Source organism: Spirosoma pollinicola, from assembly GCF_002831565.1.
Taxonomy (GTDB): Bacteria; Bacteroidota; Bacteroidia; order Cytophagales; family Spirosomataceae; genus Spirosoma; species Spirosoma pollinicola.
Genome location: NZ_CP025096.1, coordinates 2237328 through 2261793, shown reverse-complemented (window position 1 = coordinate 2261793; position 24466 = coordinate 2237328). Strand labels below are relative to the sequence as shown.

Below are 24466 nucleotides of genomic sequence, written 5' to 3'. Positions count from 1 at the left end.
TTTCTAATCAGTCAATCCTTTTCCATTGAGTATTTGCGGTATACATTTTTCAACCCTTGATTCGCGGGTTTTGGCTTGTTTAGGGGCAGAAAAATGAAGAAGATAGGCTCTCTGCCGCCCCGGTGTCAATGCCTCAAAAGCGGCTTTCAGGGCAGGGAGTTTGTCTAGTTTATGTTGAAATTCTGCTGAAGTTTGAAATTCTGTGGTCTTCTTTAATTCTACTCTCAAACCGGCTCTTTCTACTTCAATAGCTTCATAAATATAGGCTTTCAACGTGGGCTCCAGCTCAACTATTTCCCGAAGATTAGTGAACCGAATTTGGCGTCCTGCCTGCACATTTTCCGTTTGCTGGATTAAAAGATTACTGGCGTCATTCAATAACACACCTTTGTGAAATAGAAGCGCACAATAGTCTTTGAAGCCGTGTATTAACACGATGTTATTTCCCTGAAATGTGTAACAGGGAACACCCCACTTCAACTCTTCGGTCAGGCCACAGTCTAGAACGATCATTCTCATTTTCTCGAATTCCTGCTGCCATTTTTCGGCTTTATTAAAATAAAAGTCAACTTTAGGATTCATGTTATTTGTGGGTTTGGATAGGTGAGGTTATTGGAAGCTGTTTAGACTTTTATAATCAAGCTTGCACTGTGTGTGTTTTGTCATTCGTAAATCAATTTATCCGCCTGCTTTTTTGGCCTTATACCCCTTGCCAATCAGCCACGCCAGTACTTTGTCGCGGTGGTCGCCCTGAATCAGTATTTCCTTGTCCTTGCTGGAGCCGCCCGTGCCACAGGCCGATTTTAATTGCTTACCCAGATCGGCTAAATCGGCTTCGGTACCGATGAACTCACGCACGGTTGTTACAACTTTGTTGCCGCCCATTTTAATGAGCCAGATTTTAAGGTTCTGTTGGGCAGGAGGCAGGGTTTCGGCTTCCGGCTCGTCGCTGGACTGATATTGGAAATCTGGATCAGTAGAGTACATGATGCCGGTACGATTTTTCTTACTCATAAACGTGCTATTTGCTGGTAAAAATAAACCCTTTCACTCACGGCGAACGCTGGTTCGGGCAAAGACGCCATCGGGCCGTAGATACAGTCAGGAATGGGAATGCTGGCCAGAACAGAAAACCAGGGATTTAGTTTTCGATCTTAATCTAATTGTCTAATTAAATTTTTTAGCCACAAACCTGTTATGGTACACGGAATGCAGAGGTTCAATTGACTTATTATCAGAGTACTTCACCTCTGTTTTCTCTGTGCCTCTGTGGTTAAAAAAGTATTTTAATTCTGCGTGGTTTCTTATAACATCAACTGATTATTCTTGGTAAATAAACGCAGAATGTAGCGCCTTTGCCGGGCCTGCTAATTGCCGTAATACTCCCGCCATGATTACCCACCACGCGCTCACAAATGGCTAAACCAACGCCGGTACCGGTAAACTCACTTTTAGCATGTAATCGCTGAAAAACCTGAAATATGCGGTCAAGATACTTCTGATCAAAGCCTACACCCTGGTCAGTTATATCGATTTGATGAAATTGCTGCGCGTTGCTGGTAGGACGAAGTCCGTCGGGCAATTCGCTCCTTTTCCTTAGGAAATAGTCGATTTTAATCCGGGGCTCCTCATTGGTAGGGGTGAACTTAATGGCATTGGAAAGTAAATTCTGAAATAACTGTTCCAATTGGGATTTATCCCCCTGTATAGGGGCTAGTTGGTCGACCTCAATGTGGGCTTTGCGTTCCTCAATTTCCAGCGACAAGGTGTCTACTACATTGGCTATAATAATATCCAGCGATACCAGATCAAACGGCTGTTGGCGGGTATTAATCCGTGAATAGGTTAGTAAATCCTTGATCAGCGCAGACATCCGGGCTCCAGCAGACGTAATCCGATCTAAATAATTGTGTGCCAGCCCATCTAGTTGAGCGTCATATTTTTGAGCAAGCAAGGAGCTAAACGACTGAATTTTACGCAGAGGTTCCTGCAAATCATGACTGGCAATGTAAGCAAACTGCTCCAGGTTCTGGTTCGAGCGGATTAAATAGGCGTTAGCCGCTTCAAGCTTTTGGTTGGCCGCGAGTATAGCCGCACTGGCTGTGGTGAGTTCTGTATTACTGGCTGCCAGCTCTTTAACAGAAACAGCTAACTCTTCGGTACGCTGCTGTACTTGCTGTTCCAAGTCAGCTTCGATTTGCTTTTGCTGTTCGATATCGGTGTTCGTACCAACCCACTGCACAACGCGGCCATTGTGGTCTTTAACTGGATATACCCTGGTCAGAAACCAGCGGAATGAACCATTTTTAGCGCGTAGCCGAAAGGTAAGTTCGAAGGGTTGATCTCCTTTCCAGGCTTGCTGAAATAAGGCGACGATTTGGGCAATACGATCGGGATCATGAACCGATTGCCAACCCCACCCTTCCATTTGCTCCAGCGTGGTGCCGGTATAATCATACCACCGATCATTATACCAGTATATCCAGCCATGTTTATCAGCAATCCAGGCTAGCTGATCAATGGAGTTAGCCAGAGAGCGAAAGAGGGTTTCACTAGCCTCTATTTTTTGTCGCGATAATACCTGATTGGTCACGTCTGTAGCCACTACCAATACGCCCGTAACACGGCCATCCAGTTGCTTGTGTGGTTGGTAAGTTAGATCGACGTATATGGTTTCAAGTTGCCCCTGCCGCATTATGTTCACGGCCAGTTCGGTCGCAATATAGGGCGTAGTGGTTGCTATCACCTGTTTAAGCTGATCATCAAAGCCCTGTCCTTTCAATTCGGGTAAGGCGGTTAACAGAGGCTTTCCTACAAGCTGGTCGGGAAGACGACCAACTAACTGACCGTAAAAAGGATTCGCCGTGCGAAATGTGAGATCTTGCTCATCAAGCAGGGCAATAGCGACAGGTGACTGTTCGAATGAGGTGAGTATTTGCTGTTGGGCTTCGTCTATTTGCTGCTGTGCTTTAATGCGCTGGTCGATTTCGATGCGTAGATGTTCAGCGTTTTCTTTTAGTTTGTCGTTCTGCTTTCGCAGCCTCAACAGATTGACGATTTGTTTTCCTAAAATTTTGAGTGCTGATAGCTGATCCTGGCTTAATTGTTTTGGTACGTTGTCGATAACACATAAAGACCCTAAAGCGAACCCATCATCATCTACTAAAGGTGTCCCTGCATAAAAAATAACATGCGGGTCACCCGTTACCAATGGATTTTTAGCAAAGCGTTCATCCTCACGTGAATCAGTGACAATTAGTTGTTCGTTCGGATTGATTATAGCATGAGCGCAAAACGAATATTCGCGAGGTGTTTCCCGCACCGGAAGCCCATGATTCGATTTAAACCATTGCCGTTTTTCGTCAACCAGACTGATTAACGCAATGGGTGTTTGACAGATTTGAGCGGCAAGTTGGGTAAGTTCATCATAGTCCTCCTCCGGCAACGTGTCAAGTATATCGTAACTTTTAAGCGCCTTAAGCCGACTATTCTCCTCAGGCAAAGAAGGAGGGAGATTCATAGGTATGCACAGTAGTTCATTTTTAAAGTTACCAGGAATTTTTTAAATAGTTGAAATAGTTAGAGACTAACAAACGAAGGAGGTTTATACGTATATACTTGTCTTTGCCTGATGTATTATCTGCTCATCTTGGGAGTGGGGAAAAGGACGGCCTAATTTTTATCAAAGAAAGAAGCCTTAAAAAGGCCAATAACCAATAAATCAGTAACCCGTATTTATAGCTCCAGCAGTTGCCGAACGGTGTCTCCATAAGTACTGCCAGAGGTTAACCGGGTTCCTTTTTTATCGCTCATGGCCAGCAGAAACTTACCATCGAAATGGCGATGAACTTCGGTTATTTTTTGCCGGTTCACCATCACCGATCGACTAATACGCACAAAGGTGTCGGGTAGTTTCTCGTTGAGTGTTGTCAGTGTGTAGGTGGTCAGGAATTTCTGTCCGTCCATCGTTGCCAGAAAGACATATTTGTCTTCTGCCTCGAAATACGCAATGTCGCTGAGGGGTACCAGCTTGATTTTTTCGCCCGTTTTCACCGAGATCGAATAGATTTCTTTCTTTGGCTGCATTTGTGCCAGTAACCGCATAACGCTCTCCGACATTGGATTACTAATGGGTTGACCGCCATCCGTTCGTTCAACCAACGTCCTGATTTTTAGTATAGTACGCGTCAGGCGGTCGGCTTCAATGGGCTTTAGCAAATAATCGATGGAATTCTCTTCGAACGCACGAATGGCGTATTGGTCAAAAGCGGTGGCAAAGACAACCATCGGCATGGTCGTCAGGCGAGACAACATCTCGAAGCCGTTTAGTAAGGGCATTTCGATATCTAAAAAGATAAGGTCGGGTTGTTGGCTTTCGATGAGTGTTAGCCCCTCGGCTCCGTTAGCGGCATCACCAATGATCTCGATGCTGTCGCGGTGTTTATCCAGTAAACGACGCAATCGGCTGATGGCCAGCGATTCATCGTCGATCAGTATAGTTTTTAGTGGAAATGTCATGGCTGTATTTGGGTTAAGCATCGGGTGTTGCGGGGTCTTTAACCGCCCGAATTTTAGTCATCAAAATAGAGATCAACACCTGTTTGAGCGGCCAGTTCTGAAGCTCTACCCGGGCATCGTCGCCGTAGAGTAATTTGAGTTTGTCCTGAATACTCCGCAGCCCATAGCCCCCGCCCATATCGTCGGGAAAAGCGGGGCCGTTATCGTGTACACAGAGGTGCAGCTCCCCACTTTTTTCATAAATACGAACGTCGATCCGGCCTGAGTCGGCACGTTTGGCAATGCCGTGTTTAATGGCATTTTCGACAATGGGTTGTAACAAGAATTGGGGTAAATGCAACTCACTAAGCGATGGGTCACTTATTTCAACACTGAACGTGAGTCGGTTACCAAATCGAACCTGTTCAACCTGCAAATACGTCCGAACCATCTCCAGCTCGTCGGCCAGGCTAGCAAATAATTCACCATCCCGGCCGGTCGAATAACGAAAGAGCTTGGAAAGGAGCAGGGTCATTTCTTCGGCTTTGTCGGGATCGTCATGCACTAAACTGGCAATGCTATTGAGGGCGTTATAAAGAAAATGAGGATTAATTTTAGCCTGTAAAGCATCTAGCTCAGCCCGTGTTTTCAGTTTCTCCAGGTTTAGCAATTGAAATTCCTGGTCGGAGAGTTTCCGGGTTAATTGCTGCCCCTGTTGAAGCACATACAGAAATATGTTGGCAATAAGCAGATCGCCCAGTACATAAATATACCAGGCGGCTGTTGGCTCAATGGTATTTGGTCGCTTTAATAATTCATCAATAAAAGGCTTTCCCAAGGTCAGGTACAGGCTTTGATTAATGATGAAATAGCTGATCATTATGATAAAGCTGATAACTAAATGCCGTTGCCACATGGATTTAAACTGTCGGCTGAGCCAGCCTAGCAGAGACCAGGTTATCAGAAACGAGACAGAGCCATCGACCATATTCTGAATAATAAGAAACTGGTACAAACCCGCCATCAAGGGGTCTTTTACGGTCAGAATCAGATTGGAGAAGAAAATAATGGCGTTACAACCATACACTAACAAGGCGCCGAGAAATGCTCCGATCAGGGCTCCCCAGCCGGGTTTTTGCAGGATATTTGTTAGCGTAATCGGCTCTGGTTTTAGCAGCGAATCGGGCCGATACTTGCTGCGTCCCGAAAAATTGAACGAAGCCCCTTCTACATTGGCGCCTGTCAGTTGAGCATCTTCCATGCCGCTGAAATTAAAGTTTGCCTCAAAAAGATCAGCATCCGTAAAATCGGCTCCGTTCAGGTTCGCAAAACTCAAATTGGCATTACGCAGAATAGCCCCTCGAAAGTTAGCCCTCCCGAGGTCTGAAAAACTTAAGTCAGCTCCTGTCAGGTCGAGCCCACTAAAGTCAAATTTTGACAAATCGCTCCCCCGCAACTGAATGCGTTTGCCATTCCTGCCAATCGTACCGATGAGTTGTTCGCGGGTCATGAGTGGTAATTAATAAGTCAGTAAGTTACTACTTCAATCAGTTGACTCAAAACTACCATGCTTACTAAGCCATTCCCCGTATTTTCCGATGAATGCAGGTTAGATTGGTATGAAATGGGGAAGCACAAGGATAAATTTGACGTAACATTTGGATTCATACATTGTTACTGACGTAATTACCCATCGCTTCCATTGACCTTGACTACCACGTTGATCACGTTTCCGCTTTCTATTGGCCAATTGCGCCCCTGGCGTGAGGGCGATGAGGAGTCGTTGGTTTATCACGCCAGCAACCGCCACATCTGGAACAATGTCCGCGATTTTTTTCCGTATCCGTACACGCCACGGGATGCCCATTCGTGGGTTCGGTCGAATAAATCGTATCAGCAACCCAACAACTTCGCCGTTGAGATCGACGGGCAGGCGGTTGGCAACATTGGCTTTACCGTTAAAGATGATATTTATCGCTACAACGCCGAAATTGGCTACTGGCTCAGTGAAAGCTACTGGGGGCGGGGTGTTATGACCGAAGCGTTGCCGCTAATGACAAGCTATATTTTTCAATATTTTCAGGTCAATCGTATCTTTGCCTGCGTATTGGAAGGCAACGTTGGGTCGATGCGTGTTCTTGAAGCAGCCGGTTACCAACACGAAGCAATCCATCGAAAGGCTGCTGTCAAAAACAATCAATACCTGGACGAACATATTTTTTCGATGCTTCGGGCTGAACATCGGGAGATAAAGCCGTCAGCCAATGGCTATTAATATGGGATTTAGTAGCAAAGCGGAAGGGCTGGGATGAATCAGGTAGAAACTTACGTCTCAAAACGTCATCTTTGCGATTATTTTGTCTAAAAGAGTACCGCTTCGGCGGGCCAATTTTACATGCCGAAGATAGTAATTGCAATTGACGGGTATTCAAGTTGCGGAAAGAGTACAACCGCCAAGGCTGTAGCCGCCCAAATGGGCTATGGGTATATTGACACGGGTGCTATGTACCGGGCTGTTAGTCTTTTTTTTAGTCAGGAACTTGTCTCTCTTTCCAATACGAAAGAGGTGGTCGCTGCGCTGGATCGAATCCACATTACCTTCAAACACAATGAGCGTTCGGGTAAAAATGAAACCTGTCTTAACGGCCTGACAGTTGAAGACGAAATCCGAAAAATGTACATTTCCAACATTGTCAGCGAAGTCAGTGCTATTCCCGAAGTTCGCTGGGCGATGGTTGCGCAACAACAAAAAATGGGTCATAAGCGGGGCGTTGTGATGGATGGCCGCGATATTGGCACGAAGGTGTTTCCCGATGCTGAAGTGAAAGTATTTATGACTGCAGACACTGTAACACGCGCTCAGCGCAGGCAGCAGGAGTTGCTGGCAAAAGGCGAGATGGTGAATCTGGAAGACATCATTAAGAACATCGAAAAGCGCGATCTCATCGATACGACCCGTACCGAAAGTCCGCTCAGACAGGCTCCCGACGCTGAATTGCTGGATACATCCTTCATGACAATTGAAGAGCAGGTCGACTGGGTAATCGAACTGGCTGACCTCCGTTTAGCCGAACGAATCCGCAAAAAAAATAGTCGCTAGGTTAGTAGTGGAGTGGTTAATTAGTAAAGTGGGTAAGTAGTCTGTACCCTCCACTCATCCACTTCACTATTAACTACTTCACCACTCACCATTTCTTTATGACTGTAGATTTTCTGATTGTAGGGCAGGGGGTAGCGGGCTCTGTGCTGGCCTGGACACTCGACCAGCGTGGATGTACGGTATTACTGGTCGATGATCCTGCGCTGCCTTCAGCTTCGGTAGTGGCGGCTGGCCTGGTCAATCCATTAACGGGACGAAAATTGGTTCGTACCTGGAAGGCCGATGAACTGTTCCCATTTCTGCATCAATTCTATAGCGACATTGAGAAGCAACTCGGCGTTTCGTTCTTTCATCCCAAAAATATATACCGTCCATTCAGAACCGAGAGTGAAAAAACAGACTATCTGGCCCTGACGACTGACCCCGATACCCATCAATATGTAGCCGAATCGGTTGAAGATCAGGCCTATAGTCCGTATATTGATAATCCGTTGGGTGGCCTGGAAGTAAAGCAGGCGGGTTGGGTGGATCTTACCGAGTTCGTTAGAATTATAAAAGGGTACTTTGTTAGAAAAAATCAATACTTCGAAGAGCGGGTTGGGGTTAAGGATCTGATCATCAGTGATACCCATGTAGAGTGGAAAGGCGTGAAGATCAATAAAGTTATATTTTGTGATGGCGTCCAATCGCGTGAGAATCCGTTATTTGACTGGCTTCCTTACAATCCCGTGAAAGGACAGATTCTAACAGCTTTGGTTGACAATTACTCTATTAAGAACATAGTTAATCAAGGCGTTTTCATCCTGCCTGTACGAAATGGCTTAATTCGTATTGGTGCCACCTATAGCTGGCATGACCTGGACTGGCAAACAACTGAGGATGGTCGTGCGTTTTTACAGGCAAAAGTAGCGGGAATTTTAAAGGTGCCTTACACGATCGTGAATCAGCAGGCGGGTATTCGGCCGTCGACCAAAGACCGACGGCCCATTATTGGGCTGCACCCTACACAACCGGCAGTAGGTATATTTGGCGGGCTGGGCACAAAAGGTGTATCGCTGGCTCCCTATCTGGCCGAACAATATGCCCGTTACCTTTTAGATGGTGAAGATTTGGAGCCGGAAGCGAATATTAGCCGTTGCATTTCGTTATATCATGGCAGTTGATTAGTTTTCAGATTAAGGTGTTTAGTTAGGCCAGTAAGGTAAAATCAGGTGAATGATCTTGCCATAAATGCTGCGCTGTAAATGCCTCATTTAGTGTTTTTTATACCCGTATGCGAAATCAATACATACTGATGTTGGGCCTGTGGCTGGGCGGATTGAGCGTGGCTACGGCACAAAACTATCCGTCGCTGGAACGGTTTGGAAAAAATCGTATTCAGTACCGCAGTTTCGAATGGAAAATCATCCGAACGTCGAACTTTGAGATTTACTATTATCAGGATGGCAGCCAGATTGCTAACCTGACGGCGCAGTATGCCGAGTCGGAGTTTGACCGGATAACCGAATTATTAGGGTATACACCCTATAGCCGTGTCAAAATTTTTCTGTTCAATTCACCGGAAGAACTGGCCCAGAATAACATTGGCCTAACAGCTCAGGGCCTGAGCAGCCGGGAACAAAACCTGGCGAAGTCTCGCGTCGAGCTGGCGTTTACCGGCGATCAGGTCAGTTTTCGGCAACAAATTATCCACGACATCGCCATGCTGTTCGTGTACGATATGCTTTATGGCGGTAGTCTTAAAGATGCCCTTCAAAGTTCGCTGTTGCTGACATTGCCAGATTGGTTCATGCCCGGTATTGCGTCTTACATAGCTCAGGGCAACAGTCTGGAACTGGACGATTATATGCGTGATGTTTCGCTGAATCGCCCCGTCAAAAAACCATCATTACTATCCGGCACCGATGCCGAGCGGGTTGGTCACTCTATCTGGAACTACATCGTTCAGCGATACGGCCGCGACAATGTCTCGAATATTCTGAACCTCACCCGCATTATCCGGAATGAGCAAAGCAGTATTTCGAGCACGTTAGGGGTACCCTATAGCCGGTTTCTGCGCGAATGGCGTGAATATTATGCTGGCATGGCTAACACCGTAACCCAGTCGTACCGCGCCAGCACCGACGATTTTCAACTGAAAGTTGGTTCGGCTGATGATAAGACCTTACTGATCAGCCTTAAATTAAGCCCCGACAAACAGTTTATTGCCTATTCGGTTCTGCGCGATGGCAAGTTTAGTGTTGAGGTCGTTAATACGTCGACTCGGAAAAAGACTACGGTTCTATCTGGCGGTTACCGGCTCGATGGACAAATAACACAAACGAGTACGCCTTTACTGGCCTGGCAGCGCGATAATAACCTGCTCGTTATTACCGACGAATTGGGAAAAACGAACCTGTATCAGTTTACTAATTTTGAGAAACGGCCCAAGCAGGAATTCAAGCGTCAGGTAAACGGACTATCGCAGGTGGTCTGGATGAATGCCTCCGACGATGGTGGGAGCCTGATTATGAGTGCCGATCGTAAAGGGCAAAATGATTTGTTCTTATACAGTATCAACCGGGGTTCCTATCAGCAACTGACAAACGATTTGTATGACGATTTATATCCAGCCTTTGTTGGTCGTACTGCCCGGCAGGTCGTGTTTAGCTCCAATCGAAAAGAAGATACTCTCGGCGTCGACAAAGGAACTTACCGTACCGTCCGCGACCGCCTGAGTCTGTTCTCGCATGAAGGCAGTGCCCGCGATTTGTCGCTCGTTCGCCTGACAGATTCACTTTCACAGGCAACACAGCCTATTCCAGCCAGCGAATCAACGGTTTATTTCCTCAGTGATGTCAATGGTATTCGAAATCTTTATCGGCTCGAAACCGAATCGAAGTCAGTTAGCCAGCTAACGGCTTTCCCGGAAAGTATCCGCCTGTATGACCTTAAACCAGCCAATGGCGGATTCGTTTACAGCAGCCTGAAAAATGGTGATGAATATATCGGTTTCCGGTCGCAATTGACTCTTACACAAACGGTTAATGCGCCACCTACGCAACGAAGTATTGCGGCAAGCCGCTTAAATGCGCCGAGTGCTACACGGGCAAATGCGCCAAAAGCCGATACAGCCGCACAGGTAAATCGTACCCCTGTCGACTCTGCTGCTATACGTACGGCTACTGCGCAGCCTGCTCCGGCAAAAGGACTTGTTCTGGAGCCGGGAGAAGTGGATACGGATAATTATCAGTTTGACCCTGATGTGGTAAAGGCCGCTGAAAGTCGTCAGCGTCGTTCAGTGGCGGGTGTTTCGCCCGGTTTGACAACGACATTGCCTCGTAATCGACGTCGGGAGAATATCACAATTCGCGGCCCATTTGATTATAAGGCTACGTTTGGTATTAATGAAGCACCCTCTAACTGGCGGGTTGATCCAATCAAAGGGTTTGGCTATGCACAGGAGGTTACGCTAACCGATCTACTCGAAAACCATGTACTCCGGGCAGGTGGATTTCTTAGCCTGACCAATACATTACGTAACAGCGATCTGTTTGCCGAGTATACGAATCTAACACATCGGATTGATTACGGCGCCCGCGTGGATCGCCAGACTTTGTTTGTTGACGGGGCGGGTATCCTTCAAAAATACCGCTACAATCGGGTTGCTGTGTCGGCTTCGTATCCAATATCGGTCAATAGCCGTTTTACAGTCTCGCCTTTTTATGCCATTACAAGACTGATTGATTTATCCTCTTTCGCTGAGCCAGACCGCGTTTCTGATTACGCCGGTTTGCGTGGAGAGTTTGTTTTTGACAATACTAAGGTGAACGGAATGAATATGACCGTTGGCACAAAAGCGAAACTCAGGTATGAGGAGTATGCCGGGTTGCGGTCATCGAAAGAAGGATTCCGCCGATTGTCACTCGATTTACGCCATTATCAACGTATTCATCGCGACCTGATTCTGGCGACCCGTTTTGCGTTTAGCCAGTCAGGGGGAGCAGCACCCAAGAAAAGTACGTTAGGTGGTATGGAAAACTGGATTGGTGGTCAAAAGGAACCCATTGCTTCTAATCCACTGCTCATTCCAAATATGACGCAGAATGAGATTCCCTATGATTATCGTGACGTTTTCTTTCTTGATTTTGCCGCCCCGTTGCGGGGCTTCAATCAGGGGAAGCTAACGGGCAATAGCTATATGCTGTTTAATGCTGAGCTCCGTTTGCCTTTAGTTCGCTATTTATATAGAGGCAATATAACGTCTAACTTTTTGCGTAATCTGCAGCTGGTTGCCTTCACCGATATTGGTACTGCCTGGACCGGTAGTGGACCCTTTAGTCAGCAGAACAGCTTGAATACAGAAATTGTTGGTGGAGGAAGTATTCCGTTTAGAGCCACCGTTACCAACTTTAAAAACCCATTCTTGATTGGGTATGGTGCAGGTGTAAGGACAATGATTTTTGGTTATTTTATCAAATTTGATTACGCCTGGGGCCTTGAAGATCGTACGGTTGGTAAGCCTATTCCATATTTGACCATAGGGTACGATTTTTAAATTTTAACAGCTCAAAAAAAATAGCCACTCCATTGGAGTGGCTATTTTTTTTGAGCTAAGTATATCCAGATTTTGGTAGAGTATAATCTTTAGTAATCCAAGTGATTTATTTAGTATAAATTTGCTTTTCCTTTAACCTGAGGAGTAAGTTGTTCATGATCCTTTCAGCAATATTCTTGTTCTCTTATTCTGAAAATGAGGTCTGATTTAAGGCTACTTCAATCGCTTCTAAAAGGCCATAATTCAAGTAAGTAACCAAAATAAAGGCAAGTATTATACAGTTGGCATAGTTTTCGCTAACCGGTTAGTGCTATACTTATTGACTCTTCATTGTACTTCTTGGCTATATCAATTGGGATGATGATCACAATAACGCAGGGAGTCTTCTCCGTAACGCCTTAAAAAAGAGACTATTATTGGTTATTAGTAAGCAGCAGATACTTAATAGTACGGTTTGGCATAGTTTTAGTTGAATCCTATGGGAGCATAAGAGCTTCTGAATTGTGTACTGTAGAACAGTGACCTACTTAGGGTGTACTTGTCTGAGGTATTAATGAATCCAGAGGTTCCATTTCGCAAACAGAAAACAGTCCCAAATTAAGTTGCAGATGGAAGAAATATCTACACCATACATGAATCCTTCCCGGCTCATAGCTACTGGTAAATCTACGCCAGGCTATCGCTATTCGAGTAGTCAACAAGGCCAGGTAGGTGTCTTTGCCGGACGGTTAATTAACTTCCTACTGGAACTGATTCATGGGCGGCTACTGCCAGTTCAAAAATCTATGTATTCGCAGACGGTCCACTCGTCGGCAATAATTACTATAGCGTCATCCATTAGTGTGCAAAGTAAGCTTGAAGCATTTGTCAGGCTTGATGGAGAGCCACCTGATATACCCGAACCGAGCCCACCCGGTTTTCGAAACCGAAGTTTTCAAAGTGCCTCTAATTATTTTGCACAACAGACAATGAATGAGCAAATTATACTAACAAAACCGCTTCACAAAGATTCTCGCCAAGTGGTGGCAGACACTGGTGGAGGGTCCGTGCCAGTGAGAACAAAACCACCGGGATTCAGCCGCTTTCTAAAGCGGCTATCCTCGTTTGTCGATTATGCTCATAGCACAACCATACCTATGGTAAAGGGTGCCTACACCCTGTTGACCTTATTTCTGATTTTGCTGGCTGTTTCGCCCGCCCAAGCCCAGGTACCCACAACAGTAAACCTGCGCCTTCACAAAACGATCAATAACCAGTCTCCGGTTATTGGCGATATCGTTACCTACACGGTTGTTGTCGCCAATGCACCCGGTTCAACTACGGCTACGAACGTAACCATAAAAGATGAACTGCCGGCTGGAGGAGTAACATACGTACCTGCGTCGGCTAGTGTGGTGCGGGGAACCGGGTCATATTCGTCGGGTGTCTGGAGGATTGCCTCTATTGCCCCAGGTGATTCGGTGGTGCTGGTGTCAAAAGCGACCGTTAATGAACGGGGTGTCTGGTTCAATACGGCAGAAGTTGCCTCGGCCGATCAAACAGATTCTAATTCTATACCTAACAATCAGAGTTTAACAGAAGACGACTATGATGCCGTCTGTTTCTCAGTTCCTATTCTTTGGTATGCAGGTGATGAATATACGGTAACAATTCCATCTGGCTACGACCAGATTGTTTGGTATCGGAACGATGTAGCAATTTCTACTACGGCTGTGTCAACATCGCTAGCCGAAGTCAATAGCGATTTTTCCCTGACCATTAAAAGTCCGGGTGTTTATCGGTTTGTAACATATCGTACGGGTTGTCCGGCAACGAACTGCTGCGACATTCAGGTCATTCAGGGACCTTATGGTAGTTTAGGTGATTACGTATTTATTGATAGCAATAAAGATGGGGCTCAAACTACAGGCGAGCCAGGAATCAATGGCGTAAAAGTTTATTTATACGATGAGACTGGTACAACTAAGTTAGACTCGACCGTTACCTCTGGTGGCGGTAAATACCTGTTTGATAGTTTAACGGATGGTAAATATGTAGTTCAGTTTATTTCGCCATCAGGTTATCAATCGACCACTGCCAATGCAGGAGGTGTCAAAGATGACTTAGACAGTGATGCTGGTGTGAATGGGTTTACAGGTGTATATACTATAGACACCAGTCAGCCTACTTCCAGTACGGCCCGCAACAATCCTACGGTTGATGCTGGTTTCTACCTGCCAACGGCTGGCCTGGGTGATTACGTCTTCTACGATACCAACAAGAACGGCATTCAGGATGCGGGCGAAGCCGGTATTGCCGGTGTAGTGGCGACCTTATATGTCAATAACGTCGCATCGCTGACAACCCTGACCAACGCCAGTGGCTTCTACAGCTTCACGGGCCTGACGCCGGGCAGCAGCAACAACTATGTGGTGGGCTTCACGGCTCCCTCGGGCTTCACCGCTACGCTGCAGAACGCGGGGTCGGACGATACGAAAGATTCGGATGCGGATCTGATCACGGGCAGGACCCAGTCAGTGACGCTGGCCAACGGGGAGTTCAATCCGACGCTGGACGCTGGTTTCTACATTCCGGGTGCTTCATTGGGAGACTTCGTCTTCGTGGACACCAACAAGAATGGAGTTCAGGAGCCGGGTGAGCCGGGCATTGCGGGTGTGGTTGTGACGCTGGTCAGCAATGGCACCGTGGTCGCTTCGACCACCACCAATGCGTCTGGCATTTACTCCTTCACGGGTCTGACCCCGGGTGTTCCCTACTCGGTGAGCTTTACAACTCCAACCGGTTACGTGTCGACCTCGGCGCTGATCGGGGGCAACGATGGTAAAGACAGTGATGCGGATCCGATCACGGGCCAGACTCGTTCGGTGACGCTGGCACCGGGAGAGAACAATCCAAATCTGGACGCTGGCTTCTACCTGCCAACAGCTGGTTTGGGTGATTACGTCTTCTACGATACCAACAAGAACGGCATTCAGGATGCGGGCGAAGCCGGTATTGCCGGTGTGGTGGCGACCTTGTATGTCAATAACGTCGTATCGCTGACAACCCTGACCAACGCCAGTGGCTTCTACAGCTTCACGGGCCTGACGCCGGGCAGCAGCAACAACTATGTGGTGGGCTTCACGGCTTCCTCGGGCTACACCGCTACGCTGCAGAACGCGGGGTCGGACGATACGAAAGATTCGGATGCGGATCTGATCACGGGCAAGACCCAGTCAGTGACGCTGGCCAACGGGGAGTTCAATCCGACGCTGGACGCTGGTTTCTACATTCCGGGTGCTTCATTGGGAGACTTCGTCTTCGTGGACACCAACAAGAATGGAGTTCAGGAGCCGGGTGAGCCGGGCATTGCGGGTGTGGTTGTGGTCTTACTGAACGGCGCCAATACCCCGATTGCTTCGACTACTACGAATGCGTCTGGCATTTACTCCTTCACGGGTCTGACCCCGGGTGTTCCCTACTCGGTAAGCTTCGCGACTCCAACCGGTTACGTGTCGACCTCGGCGCTGATCGGGGGCAACGATGGTAAAGACAGTGATGCGGATCCGATCACGGGCAAAACCCGGTCGGTGACGCTGGCACCGGGGGAGAACAATCCAAATCTGGACGCTGGCTTCTACCTGCCAACAGCTGGTTTGGGTGATTACGTCTTCTACGATACCAACAAGAACGGCATTCAGGATGCGGGCGAAGCCGGTATTGCCGGTGTGGTGGCGACCTTATATGTCAATAACGTCGTGTCGCTGACAACCCTGACCAACGCCAGTGGCTTCTACAGCTTCACGGGCCTGACGCCGGGCAGCAGCAACAACTACGTGGTGGGCTTCACGGCTCCCTCGGGCTTCACCGCTACGTTGCAGAACGTCGGTGCGGATGACACCAAAGACAGTGATGCGGATCTGATCACGGGCAGGACCCAGTCGGTGACGCTGGCCAACGGGGAGTTCAACTCCACGCTGGACGCTGGTTTCTACATTCCGGGCGCGAGCTTAGGGGACTTTGTCTTCGTGGACACCAACAAGGATGGTATCCAGGAGCCGGGTGAGCCGGGTATTGCGGGTGTGGTTGTGACGCTGGTCAGCAATGGCACCGTGGTCGCTTCGACCACCACCAATGCCTCGGGTATCTACTCCTTCACGGGTCTGACCCCGGGTGTTCCCTACTCGGTGAGCTTTACAACTCCAACTGGCTACACGGCAACGTTGGCCCAACAGGGTGGCAATGATACCAAAGACAGTGATGTCAATCCGATCACGGGCCAGACTCGTTCGGTGACGTTGGCGCCAGGAGAGAACAATCCAAATCTGGATGCGGGTTTCTTCCCAACATGCCCAACCAACTTCAGCTTGGTTGTGTCGAATGATATGAGCATTTGTAACGGTGATAAGGCCACATTGACCGCATGGACAACGGCTTCATACGTACGCTGGTATCTGACACCATATGATGGAACGGCATTTGATACGCTAAGTATATCCAGGCAATCATTGACGGTAAGCCCGACGACGACAACGGTGTATTACGCTGAAGCTGTCACGCAGGATGGCAGTTGCGTAAGCGCTCGCAAGCCGGTAGTTGTATCGGTTACGACTGTTCCGACACCAATTTGCCTGGGTAATATCAAAAATACCTGTCCTGCTTCAACAGTGGATCTTACCAAGATTCAGATCGAAAATCACAACACTGGTTTGGCGTACGAATGGTATACGAGCATGGATCGTTCTGTAGCTACTCGCGTAACCAACCTGACTGCGGTTGGCGGTGGTAAATTCTACCTGTTCGCTAAATCGGGTAACTGCTACAGCAACCCAACTGTATTAACGGTTGAAATTGTTGATTGTAATTGTCAGAATGTAGCGGGTGTGAATGTTGGACCGGGTGTAGCTGTTTGTTCCGGGGATGTTATCCCAGTGAAAGCGGTTCTTTCGGGTTCGGCCACAAGCGTAGTCTGGGCAACAAATGGTACGGGTACATTTAGCAATCCTGCCAGCCTGACATCGAACTATACCCCATCGGTAGCCGATATCGCGACGGGCAATGTTATGTTAACGGCAACGACTAACGATCCGGACGGACCTGCCGGAGTTTGCCAGTCAGCTACAAGCTCGCTGATTGCCCAGATCAACAAGCGGCCAGAAACGCCAGTAAATGTTGCCTGCGACGATACATTGGTTTGTCAGGGCAGCAGTACGAAACTGGTAGGCTTTGCACCAGGAAGCAAAATCAACTGGTATGACCAGGATGGTAAACTGATTGGTACAACTCAGAGTGGTAGTAAACTGGTGGTAACCCCAACAAAAACCGGTTCTGTTGTTTACTATGCCGAAGCCTTCAAGGAAACGGGTTGCGTTAGTGATCGCTCGTCGATTACACTCACAGTTGGTAAATGTTCGGCTGATCTGGCTGTAGTGAAACAGGTCATTACACCCGGTACGTATAGTGTAGGTCAAAAAATCACCTATTCTATTACGGTGTCGAACAACGGACCGATAACGGCCAACAGTGTGAAAGTAGATGATATGCTACCAGCAACTCTGACGTATGTTAGCTCGACACCAGCTGGTCAGTACAATCCTGCAACGGGTATTTGGACCATTGGTTTGATGAGTGCCGGTTCTGACCGGAATCTTCTGGTTGAAGCCACCATCATTGGCACAGGTTCAGTCAAGAATACCGCGATTGTGCGTAGCCCGGACAATGATCCGACTAAGACGAAAAACGATACATCATCGGTTACTATACCCGTTATCGTTAGCCCATGTGCTGTTCTGCCGCCAACTATCCTTTGCTCAATTACTGAAATTTGCAAAGGTGGAACTACGACCCTGACGGCAAGAGGATGTACGGATGGTATCGTGAAATGGTCTGATGGACAGACAGGTGTATCAATCTCGGTAACGCCGGGCGCAACAACAACATACAGCGCAAGTTGCGTGGTTGGTAAGTGTATCAGCGATGCCTCGAACAAAATCAAGGTAACGATACTTGAGCCACAAATGCCGACAATCACCGCCAGCGCAGACAACGTTTGCCCAGGTTCATCTGTAATACTCACCGCATCTGGATGCGCTGGTGGTACAATTGAGTGGTCTGACAAGGCTCAAACAGGTTTGTCGATTGTGGTTATGCCAACAGGCAAAACAACCTACACGGCTCAGTGCCGGATGGGTACTTGCCTGAGCACCCCGGCTACGAAAACGATTGAAATGTCTTCGGATATTCCAACACCATCTATCGTATGCAGCTCAACTGTCGTTTGTCCTGGTGAAACCATCACACTAACGGTTGAAAACTGTCTGGGTACGCCGGTCTGGAACAGCACGACAGCAACCACCAGCAGCATTGTTGTAACGCCAACTGTCGGCAACAATACGTACTCGGTGTATTGTAAGAATGGTGCCTGCGTAAGCAAGTCGTCTTCTGTATACACCATCAATATCGTGGCACCGGTTGTTCCGACCGTAACTGCCAGTGCTGATAGTGTGTGTGCGAAAGGCGCGGTTGTCTTAACGGCAACAGGTTGTAATGGAACCGTTATATGGAATGTGAAAGACCAAACGGGTCCGAGCATCACCGTGTATCCAACGGCCAACATCAGCTACTTTGCCCAGTGCCAATTCCGCACTTGCCTGAGCGCACCATCGAAAACCGTAGCTATCACGGTGGTAACACCAACGGCTCCGATTATTTCGGTTAGTAAAACGCTCATCTGTAGCGGAGAAAAAGTAACGCTTACCGCAAAAGGTTGTGCCGGTACAGTTCAGTGGCATGGTGTTGATAAAGTGGGTGCCAGCATTGACATCTACCCAACGGCAACTACTGAATACTACGCGACCTGTAAGCAGGGTACGTGTGAAAGCGAAGCCTCTAACAAGGTTCGTGTAACGGTTAATACCTCAGCATCCCCAGCTCCAGTCGTTACAGCATCTACCTCAGCGGCTTGCGACGGTGGTCTTGTATCGCTGACCGCTACCGGCTGTGAGGGTGGTAGTGTGAAGTGGTCTGATGGTCAGACAGGGTCTGTGGTTTCGGTAACGGCAACGTCAACCAACCATGAATTCTACGCTCTTTGCCAGATTGGTACTCAGTGTGGTACTGGTAAATCGAACATTATCAATATCAAGATAACGCCGATTCCGACACCAACTGTAACCTGTAGCACAGATAAGATCTGTCCTGGCGAAACTGTAACGCTGACTGTTAAGGATTGCCTGGGTACTCCACACTGGAGCAGCACCACGGCTACAACAGGCAGCATCGTTGTTGCTCCAACGGTAACGACGGCCTATACCGTGTTCTGTTCTGACGGAACATGTACGAGCGCAACCTCTAAGTCATATACAATCACTGTGACACCGGTTGCCATACCGACCGTTACTGCATCGGCCACGGCAGTTAATCCAGGCAGTAGTGTAACATTGACAGCTTCGGGTTGCAATGGCGATGTGATCTGGTCGGCGAACGACATCAACGGGAATAACAAAGGTGCCGTAATCGTTGTGCAGCCAAATGGCACGCAGACCTACTACGCTCAATGTAAGTACCGTGTCTGTCTGAGCGATCCATCCGTAACAATTACCATCAATCAGAGTACCTCTTGTGTGGCTAAGGCCGGCACACTGGTAGCCGCGAATGGTACTGTTTGTGGTGGTACGAGCACGACGGTAACGATTGCTGCTACCCCGAATGGTGGAATGATACAGCCAGCAGGCTATTCGGTTCTGTATGTGTTGACGAAAGGTGCTGACAAAGTTGTTCAGCAAACCAGTGCAACGCCACAATTCACCGTATCATCAGATGCTGCAGACTATACAATCCATACGCTGGTGTACAATGCCAACGCAGCTGATCAGAACTACATTGATCTGTCAGTTGTGAAATTAGGTATTACCAAGGCCAGCGATGTGCTTCAACTGATTGGTAGCAAGTGTGCTGCTCTGGATGTGACAGGCGCCAAGGTGAAGGTGAGTGTAGTTGCACCGCCAACCCTATCGGCTTCATCGCTCACCGTTTGTAGTGGTAGTGTAGCATCACTTACTGCTATCGGTTGTGAAAGTGGTAAAGTAAGCTGGTCGGATGGCACAGAAGGCGCAGTTTACTCAAAAGCTGTCTATAGCAATCAGGTACTGACCGCTGTCTGCACAGTTGATGGTTGCACAAGTTCGCAATCGAGTCTCGTAAACATAACCTTAGGTACGCCAGCTATCCCGATTATCGTGAGCAACGTGCCAACCGTTTGTGTAAGTGAAACCGTGTCGCTAACGGCTACGGGTTGCGCAGGTGGTACATACATCTGGTCGGACGATAAAACAGTTGGCAGCACGCTGACCATCACGCCAACATCGGATGTAAGCTACCGCGTGAAATGTAAAGTTGGCGAATGCACTGGCGACTGGTCGGCATACACGACGATCAAAGTAGGTGCACCGGTTGCTCCAACGATCTCGATTGCTGGCTCAACAGCTAACACATCGATTTGCTACGGTACACCTGTAACGCTGGTTGCTACCGGTTGCTCGGCAAGTAGCTATGTAACCTGGTCAAATAATCAGGTTGGCTCGTCTATCACGGTAACGCTGGCAAGCTCGGCTACCTTCACGGCACAGTGCTGCAACTCGAACCAGTGCAAGAGCGTTGTATCGAACGCACTCGCTGTAACGGTGCTGCCAAAAGTGGCGCAACCAATCGTGGTTGATAAAACGAATGCATGTCCGTTCAAAACGGTTGATCTGGCTACAGCAGTAACCAGTAGCGTATCAACAACAGGTGGTGTGTTAGAATACTACACAGATGCTTCACTGAGCAGCAAAGTGGCTACCCCGGCAGCTGTTGGTACGGGAACGTACTACGTTGTTGAGAAAACGACGAATGGCTGTGTAAGCTTACCGGTTGCGATTCATGTGCAGATTAACACCTGTGTTGAACCAACGCCTTGCGATACACAGAATCCAGCTACGGCAAACGCAGGCATAGATGCCAGCGTTTGCGTAGATAAGGCATACCAATTGGCTGGTTCCATGGGTGGTGCAGGTAAAACCGCCCACTGGACCACCAGTGGTAATGGATCGTTCGATAACTCGTATGCGCTGAATGCAGTCTACACCGCTAGTAACGAAGACATCCTGTCGGGTAAAGTAACCCTGACCCTGTCTGTAAGTACAAACAATGCAGCCTGCGCGATTGCCACTGACGCTATGTTGCTGACAATTAACGGTATCAAGTCCGTACCTGTCATAACGGTAGTAGGGGCAACAAAACTCTGCTACGGCGATTCTGTAACCCTGAAAGCACCAGCTGGTGCTGCGGGGTACAAATGGAGCAACAACGCAACTACACAGAGTATTGTCGTGAAGACAAGTGGTGTATATACTGTTCAGCTGTTCGACGCGACGGGCTGTAGCTCAGTTAAATCGGAAGGTGTGACAGTAAATGTTGCGGAGCCAGTTCTGACACCCCTTGTGTCTAACCTGCGCAACACGTGCCCTGCCAAGATTGTTGACCTAACGAAAGCGTTGGCATCAACGACACCGGGTAGCTCATACATCTACCGGATATGTGAATGCAACACATCAAACATTGTGATGCGTCCTGATTCGGTTTGTGAAGGCACCTACTGGATCGTTGAGAAAAGCGCATCGGGTTGTGTGAGCGCACCGGCTAAAGTGGTTGTTAAAGTCTTCAACTGTGCGGCCGATACACTGAATGCCGATGTGAGCATTGCGAAAACAGTGAGCAACGCATTTGTTAAAAATGGGGCTCCTGTTACTTATACCATTACGGTGAGCAACGCAGGTCCGCATACGGCCCGCAACATCGATGTTCGTGATATCCTGCCGAAAGGTCTGGAGTTACTCCCTGTCTCGTCACCAAATTACAAGGTGTCGAACGGAGCGATCACGAAACGGATCGATAGCCTGAAATCAGGTGAATCTGCACAATTGGTATTTGCTGCCCGCGTTACGGTGAAAGGTCAGGAAGTGGTGAACAAAGCCGAGATTACCTATCTCGACAATAAAGACACCAACCTGGCAAACAACACCGCCAGCGTGACCGTAAAAGACACGTCGTCGCACAAGGCTAGCTTGATCGGTCTGGCAAAAGCAGTACTTGGCAAACCAACAACTGTTGGCGACTCGCTTATCAAGGTATCGTATAGCTTCGTAGCTACGAACTTTGGCGACGATACCCTGCGCCATGTTAAGGTGGGTGATGATCTGGCTTACGCCTTTGCACCAAACAGTGTACAGTCGGCCAACGTGATGGTTGCTTCGGGTTCTTCGCTGAAAGCTGATCCGACATTCACCGGTATGGGTGCTACTACGCAGTTGCTTGATTCGACCAGTTACATTCTGCCAGGGGCGTCACAAACCTTTGTACTGAATGTGACGGTGAAGCGGGCGGTTGGCGATACGACCAAGTCGTTCAGGAACATTGCTGCTGCATCGGCTATAAATAGCCTGACAACAGTAACTGATCTATCGACAAGTGGTGGTGATTCTGACCCTGACAACGACAGAAACCCAACTAATAACACGGGCTTCGCCAGCTTCACGCTAAGCCCGAATCAGCCTCAGGGTGCGAGCATTGGTCTGGCACTGGCGGTTGTTAATATTGCGGCACAGCCAGACAGTTCGTATAACATCACTTACAAAGCGACGATCAAGAACTTCGGTGATGTTGAACTGAAAGGAATCGTTCTGACCGACAGCCTGATTCGGACCTTCGCGTCACCAACGTCTTACAGCGTTGTTGGCAGTCCGGTTGTAAGTTCAGGCAGCACGCTGATCGCGAATGCCGGTTTTAATGGCAACACCACCCCAACCGTTCTGAATCCATACAGCTACCTGGCTGTTGGTGCTCAGGATACGGTACTGTTCACGGTGAACGTCAAAACGAATGGTAATAACGGTCCGTTCTACTCAAGTGCCAGTGTGGTTGGATGTTCGCCTGATTCGAGCCAGATCGTTAAAGATATCTCGAACAACGGCCTAGATCCGGCACCAGCCGGATCTGCATCGACAACGGTTCGTTTCGACCTGCCGAAAGGCTTGTTAGGTGTCTCGAAATTCGTTGGCGTACCAAGGCTGGTTGAAGAAGGTGTCTATGACATCCCTTACACCATTACGCTGAGCAACATGGGTAGCGTGCCGCTGAAGAAAGTACAGGTTGTTGATAACCTGTCTGAAGCCTTCGGTCATGGTGCCCTGATTGTGAGCAACCAGATTTCGGTAACGAGCACAGGAACGGTGTCGGTCAACCCAGCCTACACAGGTCAGGGGTTGGTAACAAATATGCTGGTCGATTCGTCGAGTACGCTGGCAGTGGGAGCCAAGAGCAATCTTAGCTTCACGGTTCGTGTAAATGTTAAGAATGCTGATTCGCTGACGTTCTATAACGTTGCCGACGCAACAGCCTTAACGCCAACGAACGAAGTTGTAACGGATATGTCGACGGCTGGTATCAACAATGACCCGGACAATGACCTTGACCCACGCAATAACAGCAAACCAACACCGATCGCTTTGAACGCGCTCTCGACCTCATCGTACATCGGTCTGGCTATGTCGGTCCGGGATACACTTCGGAAGCCTGATGGTAGCTTCGATGTTACCTATCAGATTGTGGTGAAAAACTACGGTTCTGAGAAGTTGAACTATGTGAGTGTGAGCGACAGCCTGTCGAAGGTCTTTAACAGCCAGACTGGCGCGACCTTTAGCATCGCCAAAGCACCTTACGTAACGTCTACAGGTAGTGCGCTGAAACTGAATCCGAACTTCAACGGTGGTTCCGACCCGGTTCTGATTCTTGGCGACAGCATCAGTGTACTGGCCGCTGGTAAAGTCGATACGCTTCAGATGGTTGTGAATGTCGCTACAGATGGCAGCACAATGACCTTCCTGAACTCGGCTTATGCCACTGCGAAATCCACGTCGGCTACGGTGAGTGATGTATCAACGAGCGGCCTGAACCCCGACTTGAATGGTAACAACAACCCAACTGATTCGAACGAACGTGAATCGACTCCGCTGAATCTGCCGCATACACTTCAGTCGATGTTCATTCCAGAGGGCTTCTCGCCAAACGGTGATGGTGTCAATGACCTGTTCGTGATTCGCGGAGTTGCAGGATTGACCGTTAGTTTGGAAGTTTACAACCGTTGGGGACACATCGTCTATAAAAACGACGATTATCAGAACGATTGGGATGGGAAGCCAAACACAGGAATCGCGATTAGCTCTGATGCGAATGGCGTGCCTGATGGAACGTACTACTACGTGATTAATACCAGCGACGGACGCAAGTTTGTACGATACATGACGATTAACCGCTAA

At 48.3% G+C, this 24466-nt stretch carries 10 protein-coding genes; 5 read left to right on the top strand and 5 right to left on the bottom strand.

What is annotated here, in order from left to right; all coding sequences use genetic code 11:
• Positions 1-3: 3 nt before the first annotated feature.
• From CWM47_RS09610 to CWM47_RS09590, 5 genes are all read right to left on the bottom strand, one after another.
• The gene (locus CWM47_RS09610; RefSeq protein ID WP_100987768.1) at positions 4-582 is read right to left on the bottom strand and encodes a YdeI/OmpD-associated family protein; all 579 of its coding nucleotides are present in this window, start codon (positions 580-582) and stop codon (positions 4-6) included.
• Between the two features lie 96 nt (positions 583-678).
• Positions 679-1014, bottom strand: coding sequence for a translation initiation factor (locus CWM47_RS09605; RefSeq protein WP_100987767.1), 336 nt, complete (start codon positions 1012-1014; stop codon positions 679-681).
• Positions 1015-1312: 298 nt separating this feature from the next.
• Positions 1313-3520, bottom strand: a complete 2208-nt coding sequence (locus tag CWM47_RS09600) for a GAF domain-containing sensor histidine kinase (protein WP_100987766.1) — start codon at positions 3518-3520, stop codon at positions 1313-1315.
• Positions 3521-3735: 215 nt separating this feature from the next.
• A complete protein-coding gene (locus tag CWM47_RS09595; protein WP_100993814.1) occupies positions 3736-4518 on the bottom strand; it encodes a LytR/AlgR family response regulator transcription factor in 783 nt (260 codons plus the stop codon).
• Positions 4519-4531: 13 nt separating this feature from the next.
• Complete coding sequence (locus CWM47_RS09590) at positions 4532-6007, bottom strand: histidine kinase (protein ID WP_100987765.1); 1476 nt, start codon at positions 6005-6007, stop codon at positions 4532-4534.
• A 198-nt stretch (positions 6008-6205) separates the two neighbouring features.
• Here CWM47_RS09590 and CWM47_RS09585 point away from each other — a divergent pair, with 198 nt between their 5' ends.
• The 5 genes from CWM47_RS09585 (at position 6206) to CWM47_RS09565 (ending at position 24466) form a co-directional block, all read left to right on the top strand.
• Complete coding sequence (locus CWM47_RS09585; protein WP_394341989.1) at positions 6206-6772, top strand: GNAT family N-acetyltransferase; 567 nt, start codon at positions 6206-6208, stop codon at positions 6770-6772.
• Between the two features lie 120 nt (positions 6773-6892).
• Entirely contained in the window at positions 6893-7597 is a 705-nt protein-coding gene (gene cmk / locus CWM47_RS09580; protein WP_100987763.1) for a (d)CMP kinase, read from the top strand.
• A 98-nt stretch (positions 7598-7695) separates the two neighbouring features.
• The gene (locus tag CWM47_RS09575; protein WP_100987762.1) at positions 7696-8760 is read left to right on the top strand and encodes an NAD(P)/FAD-dependent oxidoreductase; all 1065 of its coding nucleotides are present in this window, start codon (positions 7696-7698) and stop codon (positions 8758-8760) included.
• 110 nt (positions 8761-8870) lie between these two features.
• Entirely contained in the window at positions 8871-12134 is a 3264-nt protein-coding gene (locus CWM47_RS09570; protein ID WP_100987761.1) for a hypothetical protein, read from the top strand.
• A 608-nt stretch (positions 12135-12742) separates the two neighbouring features.
• On the top strand, positions 12743-24466 hold the full coding sequence (locus CWM47_RS09565; RefSeq protein ID WP_100987760.1) for an SdrD B-like domain-containing protein: 11724 nt from the start codon (positions 12743-12745) through the stop codon (positions 24464-24466).

What these genes read in the sequence shown, in the direction of transcription:
- CWM47_RS09600 (WP_100987766.1), bottom strand. Translation starts at nt 3,520, where the DNA reads ATGAATCTCCCTCCTTCTTTGCCTGAGGAGAATAGTCGGCTTAAGGCG.
- CWM47_RS09575 (WP_100987762.1), top strand. Translation starts at nt 7,696, where the DNA reads ATGACTGTAGATTTTCTGATTGTAGGGCAGGGGGTAGCGGGCTCTGTG.
- CWM47_RS09570 (WP_100987761.1), top strand. Translation starts at nt 8,871, where the DNA reads ATGCGAAATCAATACATACTGATGTTGGGCCTGTGGCTGGGCGGATTG.
- CWM47_RS09610 (WP_100987768.1), bottom strand. Translation starts at nt 582, where the DNA reads ATGAATCCTAAAGTTGACTTTTATTTTAATAAAGCCGAAAAATGGCAG.
- CWM47_RS09565 (WP_100987760.1), top strand. Translation starts at nt 12,743, where the DNA reads ATGGAAGAAATATCTACACCATACATGAATCCTTCCCGGCTCATAGCT.
- CWM47_RS09590 (WP_100987765.1), bottom strand. Translation starts at nt 6,007, where the DNA reads ATGACCCGCGAACAACTCATCGGTACGATTGGCAGGAATGGCAAACGC.
- cmk (WP_100987763.1), top strand. Translation starts at nt 6,893, where the DNA reads ATGCCGAAGATAGTAATTGCAATTGACGGGTATTCAAGTTGCGGAAAG.
- CWM47_RS09595 (WP_100993814.1), bottom strand. Translation starts at nt 4,518, where the DNA reads ATGACATTTCCACTAAAAACTATACTGATCGACGATGAATCGCTGGCC.
- CWM47_RS09605 (WP_100987767.1), bottom strand. Translation starts at nt 1,014, where the DNA reads ATGAGTAAGAAAAATCGTACCGGCATCATGTACTCTACTGATCCAGAT.